The organism is Deltaproteobacteria bacterium (assembly GCA_016219225.1).
Taxonomy (GTDB): Bacteria; Desulfobacterota; RBG-13-43-22; order RBG-13-43-22; family RBG-13-43-22; genus RBG-13-43-22.
On the sequence record JACRBX010000173.1, the window covers coordinates 1 to 8,797 of the forward strand.

Consider the following 8,797-nt stretch of genomic DNA (forward strand, 5'->3'; position numbering starts at 1 on the left):
CTATCCACGGGGCCTATGATCGTTTGACCGCCGGCCTGGGGGTTGAGGTTCCCCTGGCCGTTCGATCCAGTGCCTTGGGTGAAGATAGTACCTTCTCATTCGCCGGACAATTCCTGTCCCTGTTGAACATAGGACGGGATAAAATGGTGGAGGCCTTGATCGTCATCTCCAATGAGAGGTACATGGTTTTGCGGGAGGCATTGGAAGAGATTGTGTTTGCCTTGACCAAAATCGTTGAGGATTCTAATAAAGCGACCCCTTTGACCTGGGTGAGGGATTTACCGTCCATTACTAAAAGCCACACCGATCTGGCCGGAGGGAAGATGGCTAATCTGGGGGAAATCAGAAATGCCCTCAATCTACCCACACCCGAAGGCTTTGTCGTTACCACCGAGGGTTATCGGCTCCTCCTGGAAAAGGGAGGTCTAAGGTCCTGGATCCAAGATAAAGACCTGGAACTCCTTTCCACGGAAGATGTGGAAAGGACCAGCCGGGAAATTCAGGACCAGATCCTCAATGTTGAAATCCCTTCCTCTCTCCACGGTGCTATCCACGGGGCCTATGATCGTTTGACCGCCGGCCTGGGGGTTGAGGTTCCCCTGGCCGTTCGATCCAGTGCCTTGGGTGAAGATAGTACCTTCTCATTCGCCGGACAATTCCTGTCCATGTTGAACATAGGACGGGATAAAATGGTGGAGGCCTATCTCCGGGTGGTAGCCAGTCTCTATTCCCCGGAGGCTATTCATTACCGCCTTTTGCACGGAATTCCCGGCCGGTCGGCTGAAATGGCGGTCGGCTTTTTATCCATGGTGGATGCTTTGGTCAGCGGGGTGATCTTTTCCAAAAATCCAAATCGGCCTGATTCCGGTCAAATCCTGATCCAGGCCGTCAAGGGCCTGGGAGTTCCCCTGGTCGAGGGACGGACCTCCCCCGAAGTTATCGAACTCTCCAGAGACCTTAATAAAGGCCTTATAAGCCGGACCCCTTCGCTCCAAAAGGCCCGCCTGGTCCTTTCCTCTCAAAAGGGGATTATAGAGGAGCCCCTCGGGCCTAACGAAGCCGGGGCGCCCTGTCTGACCGATGAAGAGGTGATCCGTCTGGGTCAGTGGGCCATTTTATTAGAAGACCATTTCGAAGGTCCGCAGGATGTGGAGTGGGCCATGACTCGTAACCGAAGATTAATCCTTCTCCAGTCCCGGCCTTTACGCCTATTGAGTCACAAGGCTCAGGGCAGTCAGCCCTTGCCGGACTATCCTCTGCTTTTAAACGGAGGCGAGGTGGCCTGCCCGGGGGCCGGCAGCGGTCCGGCCATCCACATGACCGAAAACGATGATCTTAACGCCTTTCCAATTGGAGGGATATTGATCGCCCGGAGATCTTCCCCCCGGTTTGTCCGCCTGATGAACAAAGCCCAGGCCATCGTTACCGATTTTGGAAGCACCACCGGACATATGGCTTCATTGGCCCGTGAATTCAGGGTCCCTACTTTGCTCAATACCAATCAGGCGACCCGGAAGATTCCTCCGGGGTCGATCGTCACCGTCGATGCCACCAACGGCCTGGTTTACCTGGGCGAAGTCCCTCTGCCTTCCTGGGAAATATCCCCCTATATCGGGTCTGAAGGACCCGAAGGACAAAAACCTTCTCCTCCGGAACTCCAGATTTTAAAAAAGACCCTCCAGCTCATCCAGCCCCTCAACCTGACGGACCCCCAGTCCGATTCCTTCAAGGCCGACCAGTGCCGGACCCTGCATGACCTGGCCCGCTTTATTCATGAAAAATCCTATGAAGAGATGTTCCTGCTCGGGGAGCGGGTCGGGGATATCCGGGCCTCAGGGTACTCGCTGGATGTCTTCCTGCCTATCGACCTCTACCTGATCGACCTCGGGGGCGGTCTTAAGGGAACCCTTAAGAAGGGTAAGATCAAGCGTTCACAGATTCAATCCATCCCCTTAATCGCCCTCCTCGACGGGATGCTGCATGAAAAAATCCCTCGCTTTGGTCCTAAATCTATGGATTTCAGCGGATTCTTTTCAATCATGATGCGTCATGCCGTGAATAATCCGGAAACGGAACGCACCTTTCGGGATCCCTGCTATGCCATCATCTCCGAAAGCTACCTGAACTACACGGCCCGGGTGGGCTATCACTTCAGTGTGGTGGATACCTATTGCAGCCCTTCGCCCAACAAAAACTATATCAGTCTGACCTTTCGGGGCGGTGCGGCCGATCTGGTCCGCCGGACCCGGAGGGCCAGGGCCATTGCGGCCATCCTTAAGGAAAATAGTTTCCATGTCGGGTTACGTCAAGACGTTGTCAATGCTCGATTGGGCAAGGAAACCCGTGAGGAAATGATTAAGCACTTAAAGATGATCGGCAGTCTCTTCCAATTTTTCCGACAAATCGATGCGGCCATGATCAGCGAGGAGGCCGTGCAACTCTATAAAGAGGCCTTTCTGAGAGGCGATTATGCCTTCGGCCAGGGAACCCCATAACAAGTTCCACTCGTCAGGCAATCCGCCAAAGGCGGGATTGACCTATTTTAATTAAATTTAAAATACAGCCTTTTATGATAAAAAATAAAGAAATGCCTGTATTTACCTCTCAACTGTTTTTATTTACTACTGATAAATGCCACGATGTCATGGCCTTTATCAACTACTATTAGAATCTCGGCAAAAATCCTTTGTGGGCATTCCGAACAGAGTGAGGGGCGGGAAAAGATGAACTCCGGAGAATACCTGTATTTTCTAAAAGCCATACATGGGGCTTATAACTCCGTGATGATGTTTCTTTTTGTTTATCAAGGCTGGCTGGGTCTGAAAATCAGAAAAGAAAGGACAGGGGGTGGTAACCGGGATTTCTTCATCATCAGGAAGCATCGTAAGATGGGACCGATTATTGCATTCCTTGGGATTTTAGGTTTTCTGAGCGGTCTGGCCCTTATTTTGATCGATGAAGGGCATCTTTTTGAATATCCCCTTCATTTCATCATCGGGCTTTGTCTTTCCTTACTCATTACGACAACCTATTATTTATCACAAAAGATCAACCGTCTTGATTCTCCTATACGAGCCGCCCATTCTATCATCGGCATCATCCTGATCGGTCTCTACCTGCTGCAGGTCTTCATCGGTCTGGTGATCATTTTCTGACCCTTTTTTCGCCCTGTTGTTTATCACCTACCTCCCGGCTGATCGCTTTCAGTTCGCAGGCATTCTCTATGGACGAGACCAGGGTCTCGATGGGGCAGGGTTTAAGCAGAATCTCGGCCGCACCGGTATTCATGGCCTGGGTCACCCGATCGATATCGATATGGCCGGTCAGAAGGATGACCGGGGTGAGAGGATCTCTGATCCGGATCTCTTTCAAAACGGCCAAACCATCCATCCCAGGCATCCGGAGATCCAGAACAATGACGTCCATTTCATTGGCCAAAAGGAATTGGAGACCCGACGGACCATCATAGGCCGCCCGCACCTCCATGCCCCTCTTCTTAAGGACCTTGGTTAAGGATTCAACAAAAATTTTCTCATCATCGATTAAGAGGACCCGTATAGTTTCTGACATATTCAATCCATTTTTCGCATAAAGGCATCGGTTAACCGGTCGTTCTCTTCGAGTTCTTCTTGAACCAATTTCCTTTGAAAAGCCTCTCTTATTTTTTCATGGAGATCATCGAAGCGGACCGGTTTCATGATGAAATCAAAAGCCCCCATTTCAATCCCATCGATTCCCGATTCCATCGATCCGTGACCGGTCAGTATAATCACTTCCACTTCAGGCTTTTTCGTCTTGATCAGCTTTAAAGTGGAGAGACCGTCCAACCCCGGCATTTTTAGATCCAGGACGACGACATCGAAATCGATTTCATCCATGGCCCGGATGGCGCTTTCCCCGTCATAAACCGTTTTAACCTCAAAACCCCTTTTCGAGATAAGTTTGGCAATATTATTGGCAAAGGCCACCTCGTCATCGACTAACAATATCCTGGCAGTTTTCATTTTTTCGCTTCCTTCCTGAAATCCTGAAAAGAGGTTTGGCCAAGGGCTTCAGGTCCATTTCTTCGGGAATCGGTAAGGGGTCTAAAAGGAAGAAAAAGGGTGAATCGGGTTCCTTTCGCCATTTCACTTTGGACCGATATTTCTCCCTCCAGTTTTTTAATAATACTATAAGAAATGGAAAGCCCTAACCCGGTTCCTTTCCCAACAGGTTTGGTGGTAAAAAAGGGATCAAATATTCTTTCCAGATTGTGCGCCGGAATACCCGATCCGGTATCGGCCACCACGATTTCCACTCCCTGCTTTTGAAGGTCGGTCCGGGTGCTGATCCGGATTGTTCCAGAGGGTCTTCCTTCATGGGCGTCGATGGCATTGGTGATCAGGTTCAGGAAAACCTGTTGCAACTGGGAGGGGTCGGAAAGGATGGGCTGTAAATCTTTCTCCAGGTCCATAAGGAATTGGACGCCCATCCCCCGGGCCCTCCCGTCCATCAGTTGGGTCACTTCCTTTAAAAAGGCATTGAGGTCGACCATTTCGATTATGGATTTTGTGCGCCTGGAGAACCGCAAAAGGTTATGGGTTATAAGGGTACAGCGTTGTATCTGGGTATCGATCTGGGACAAAGATTCCATCAATTCCCGTCTGAACGCCTCATCCAGCCCGGGAACTTCTTCCAGGGAATCCCGGATGACCTGATTCTCCGTTAAAATAATGGCTAAAGGATTATTGATTTCGTGGGCCACTCCGGCGGATAGTTCTCCCAAGGAGGCCAGTTTGCCGGCCTGCATCAATTGTTTGTTCAATTGATCGGACTCCCTGTCCCGTTTTTGGATGATCTTGATCATGGTTCGGGTAATGACCGCCGTGATGATGATAATGCCCAAAAGGCTCAGGTGAAGGAAGATCAGGGTCGCCTGATTGGCGTGATTGACATCCCTAAGGGCCTCGGAATAATCTTGTTTGACGATCAGCAGCCAGTGGGGTTCTTTAAGCCAGGCATAAGCCACGATCTGGCGGGAAAGGGGCCATCTGGACTGGTCTCCATCCCTGCCCATGATGCGAACGCCGCTGTCTTCCTTAAAAAGACTGACCGGCAAAGGAGAACTCCCCATGATCTTTCCACTGGAACGGGGGCTGGTCTGAAAGATGCCGGTTTGATTGACCAGATAGGCCTCGCCGGTGTTTCCGATTTTAACATTTTCCACCAGGGAACGAAGATATTCGGTATTGATACTGGCCCGTAGGATCCAAGGACGTTCTCCCTCGAAACCTAATAAGGCGATAATGAAATGGGGGTCGTTTCTAAAACCCAAAAACATATCGCTGATAAAGATCCCCTTCTTCATCAGTTCCTTAAACCAGAAGGTTTGAGAATAGTCCTTGTCCATCAAATTATAAGGGCCGATGTAGGCCAGGTGTCTGCCCTGCTCCCCGATCACTCCCAAATCGGTAAAGTATTGTCCTTGCCGGTTGATGACACTAAAGACCTTCCTGAGATTCGACTCCTTTTGCAGATAATCAAGTGAATGGGTCTGGCCGATAAGCTGGAGATCGTGAGTCCGTTCCGATAGAAACAACTCAATGATTTTTCTGTGGGACTCAACCTGGCCCTGAAAGTAAATATTCATCCGATCTCTGGAAAAATTGGAATAGTAAATATAAATGCCCCATCCCACTAAAAGCAAGGGTACCAGTGAACTGATCAGGGTCAAAAGGACGAATTTACGGTAAAGCCGGGAATAATGTTTTTCCCTGGGTTTTTCCCCATTGGGACTCTTAACTTCTTTCACTTAACCCCTCAACTCCTTGAACCCTTCAACCTTTGGGGGAATGGATCCAGCTAAAATAATTTCCATCCGGAAATTCAAGAGTTCCGGAACTGATGGCCGACCGCTTCATTGGGAAAGATATCCTGTTTTCTGATACTGTAAAGGCAACTATTATGCCAAAGCAAAGGAGGGGGGAAAACCAGGACAACAAGAAGATAAGATTCCTGAATTACATGAAAAAAAATGATTTAACCCCGAAGGGGAGGAAGAGAAACTGCCAGGTTTTTTTACAGAATGTAAAGAACCGGCCTTCTTAGGATTTTTCTTGAACCAGTTTTCGTTGATAGGCATCTTCAATTTTCAGGATCAATTCATTGATGTCACAAGGCTTCATCAGATAATCAAAAGCCCCTAAACGCATCCCTTCGATGCCTGATTCCACCGATGCATGACCGGTCAGCATAATGACTTCAATCAGGGCATTGATTTCTTTGATCTGTCTCAAGGTCTCCAGGCCGTCCAGGCCGGGCATTTTAACATCGACTACCGCCACGTCCACCGGCTTTTCTCTGACCGTTTCAACCGCTTTATAGCCATCTTCCACATCCAGGACTTCCAGATGCCTTTTTCTCAACCGGTTGGCCAAAGTAATGCGAAAATCCTCCTCATCATCTACCAATAACAATCGGATCGCTGCCATGAAACACCTCCTCAATTTCGGATTTTAGATTTCGGATTTCGGAATTTAAAAGAAACGCCCCTTCGACATTCGTTATTCGATTTTTCATGCTTCGTGGCGCCCCCTGGAGCTTAATACGAAAATAATTTTCTTTACTTCCAGCTTTGAGCTTAGATTGGAATTTCAACAAAAGTGGCAATCTCTTTTAGCATTTCTTCTTTGTGCCGGTTAACTTTCCCCGGATCTGACAGGATCATGTCCATCTGCCGGGTATGGAGGATGAGATAACCCAGGACCTTGAGCCGCTCTTTTAAAGTTTCCTTCTCCTGCCGTTCCAGCCGGGCCGATAACAAATCCCCTTTGGTTTGAACCCAAAAATGAAATTTTTCCAGAATGAGCCGGATAAGGAAGGCCCTTTGTTCTTTCCTCCCCCGATCGGCCGCCCCCCCTTTAAAGTAGAACCAGACATAATTCTCAGCCGCCAGATCTCCCAGGTAAGCCTCAACCGAAGAAAAATGGAACCCTAACCGCGTACTCAAATGACAAAAATTTTCAGAGATGATGGCATAATTTTTGGCTGCCATTTCGGAAGCCTGCCCATATTCCAGAGAAGGGTCCATGGTCGATTCAGCCAGGATAGAAAGAAATCCCCGGGCATCCACCGGAGGGGGGCCTTTCCAGGGAACGGCAGCCAGTCCCTCCCATAAGGAAAGCAAGGGAACCGAACGGATGTCTTCCGGCCGAATGGTGGGGCCTTGGCAATCTTCTTTGATTCCCCCTTCCAAATCGATAATCCACCATTGCATAGGGATCGAGGAAACCAATTTTTGGGCCACTTTTTCGGAAAAGGCCACCTCCTGGTTATCATCAAAAAGGGCCCTTAAGGACATCTCATGGGCGAAACGGATGATATCGTGCAGAGACTGACAGCTCCCGGCTGTAAAATTGGTCCCCTCGGGGTCGGTCAGGTTCAGGGGTGCAATAAACTTCAGGATGTTTTCCAGGGAACGATAAACCGGGCTGCCCTTCATGGGATTTGGTTTTTGAGAGGATTTAGTCAGGAGGATTTCGGCACATCCGGCGTAGATCTTTTGGCCATTCGCGTCAACGGTTATCAGGTCCCCCTGGTGGAGGTCCTGGAAGGCCGTTTGGGTACCCATCAGGGCCGGAATCTTGAATTCCCGGGCCACGGCCGCCAGGTGTCCGGTCAGGCCCCCCTGGTCGGTCACCACCGCCACAGCACTATTTAAAAGGGCTGCCCATTGAGGTAAAGGATACCGGGCCACCAGCACTGCACCAGGCGGAAATTGCAACAGGTCGACCGTGGTTTCTATGTGAAAGGCCGGGCCGCAGGCCGCACCCGGACTGGCCGTTATGCCTCCTTCCAAAAGGACCGGCTCGTCCACCTGCACCTTAGGGCTAGCCTCGTTCGGTTGGACGACCAACAGGGGTCGGCTTTGAAGGATCAGAATCGATCCGTCGGCCTCAATAGCCCATTCGATATCCTGGGGACAACCGAAATGTTTTTCCAGACGAAGGGCCATTTCAGCCAACTGCCCGGCCTGTTCGTCGGTAATGGCCGGGATTTGGCGATCGGATTCCACCATTAACTCCAGGGAGACCCCCTCTTCAGGATGGGAAACGATTTTTTTGGTTTTCTTCCGGATCTCTTTTTTATAAAGATGGCTTGGATTTTTTTTATCCAATACATAAAGATCGGGAACAAGGCTTCCATCCACTACGGATTTGCCTAACCCCAAAACAGCATTGATGACTATTTCCTGATGATCCCGGTCTCCCCCGGGGTCGGTGGAATACATAACCCCGGCCGCCTGGGCCTGAATCATGGCCATACACCCCACGCACATGACGATCTCTTCGTCCAGAAATCCCTTGTTGAGCCGATAGGTCATGGCCGGCACCGAATATTTACTGGCCAGAATTTCCTTATACGACAGGATCAAATATTCCGGGCTGACATTGAGGAGAGACCGGTATTGACCGGCAAAAGAGGCCTCCTGGGCGTCTTCCCCAAGGGCACTGCTGCGCATGGAAACATGGATTTCTTTCCCCACTTTTTTTATTAATTCCTGATAGGCCGATAAGATCGCATCTTCCAATTCGATGGGGAGTAAGGCCCTGGTGATTAATTTCTGGATCTCAGAACTGGTCTCGTGGAGTTTGGCAATATTCCGGGAATCGAGGAATTGTTGGCGGCGATTGATCTCATCCTGTATTGGCGTGCTTCCCAGAAAATATTCATAAGCCGCGGCGGTAATCACAAACCCTTCCGGCACCGGTAGACCTACCCGATTCTTGACCTCCCCCAGGTTGGCCATTTTATTCCC

Annotated in this window: 7 protein-coding genes; 2 read left to right on the forward strand and 5 right to left on the reverse strand. The window is 49.9% G+C overall.

Annotation, left to right across the window (positions count from 1 at the left end):
* On the forward strand, window positions 1-2,495 hold a 2,495-nt coding region (locus HY879_15205; protein MBI5604685.1), incomplete at its 5' end, for a phosphoenolpyruvate synthase.
* A gap of 228 nt (window positions 2,496-2,723) precedes the next feature.
* A complete protein-coding gene (locus tag HY879_15210; GenBank protein MBI5604686.1) occupies window positions 2,724-3,155 on the forward strand; it encodes a DUF4079 family protein in 432 nt (143 codons plus the stop codon).
* On the opposite strand, the gene HY879_15215 is transcribed toward HY879_15210, so the two are convergent.
* The 5 genes from HY879_15215 to HY879_15235 all read right to left on the reverse strand — a co-directional run.
* A complete protein-coding gene (locus tag HY879_15215; protein MBI5604687.1) occupies window positions 3,145-3,570 on the reverse strand; it encodes a response regulator in 426 nt (141 codons plus the stop codon). The genes HY879_15210 and HY879_15215 overlap by 11 nt on opposite strands.
* 2 nt (window positions 3,571-3,572) lie before the next feature.
* Window positions 3,573-4,004: a response regulator gene (locus HY879_15220; protein MBI5604688.1), complete on the reverse strand. Its 432-nt coding sequence runs from the start codon at window positions 4,002-4,004 to the stop codon at window positions 3,573-3,575.
* Window positions 4,001-5,791, reverse strand: coding sequence for a two-component sensor histidine kinase (locus tag HY879_15225; GenBank protein ID MBI5604689.1), 1,791 nt, complete (start codon window positions 5,789-5,791; stop codon window positions 4,001-4,003). The genes HY879_15220 and HY879_15225 overlap by 4 nt, the downstream gene beginning before the upstream one ends.
* 292 nt (window positions 5,792-6,083) lie before the next feature.
* Window positions 6,084-6,470 (reverse strand): response regulator, encoded by a 387-nt coding sequence (locus HY879_15230; GenBank protein MBI5604690.1) that lies wholly within the window; start codon window positions 6,468-6,470, stop codon window positions 6,084-6,086.
* 149 nt (window positions 6,471-6,619) lie between these two features.
* On the reverse strand, window positions 6,620-8,797 hold a 2,178-nt coding region (locus HY879_15235), incomplete at its 5' end, for a pyruvate, water dikinase (GenBank protein MBI5604691.1).

What these genes read in the sequence shown, in the direction of transcription:
- HY879_15210 (MBI5604686.1), top strand. Translation starts at nt 2,724, where the DNA reads ATGAACTCCGGAGAATACCTGTATTTTCTAAAAGCCATACATGGGGCT.
- HY879_15215 (MBI5604687.1), bottom strand. Translation starts at nt 3,570, where the DNA reads ATGTCAGAAACTATACGGGTCCTCTTAATCGATGATGAGAAAATTTTT.
- HY879_15220 (MBI5604688.1), bottom strand. Translation starts at nt 4,004, where the DNA reads ATGAAAACTGCCAGGATATTGTTAGTCGATGACGAGGTGGCCTTTGCC.
- HY879_15230 (MBI5604690.1), bottom strand. Translation starts at nt 6,470, where the DNA reads ATGGCAGCGATCCGATTGTTATTGGTAGATGATGAGGAGGATTTTCGC.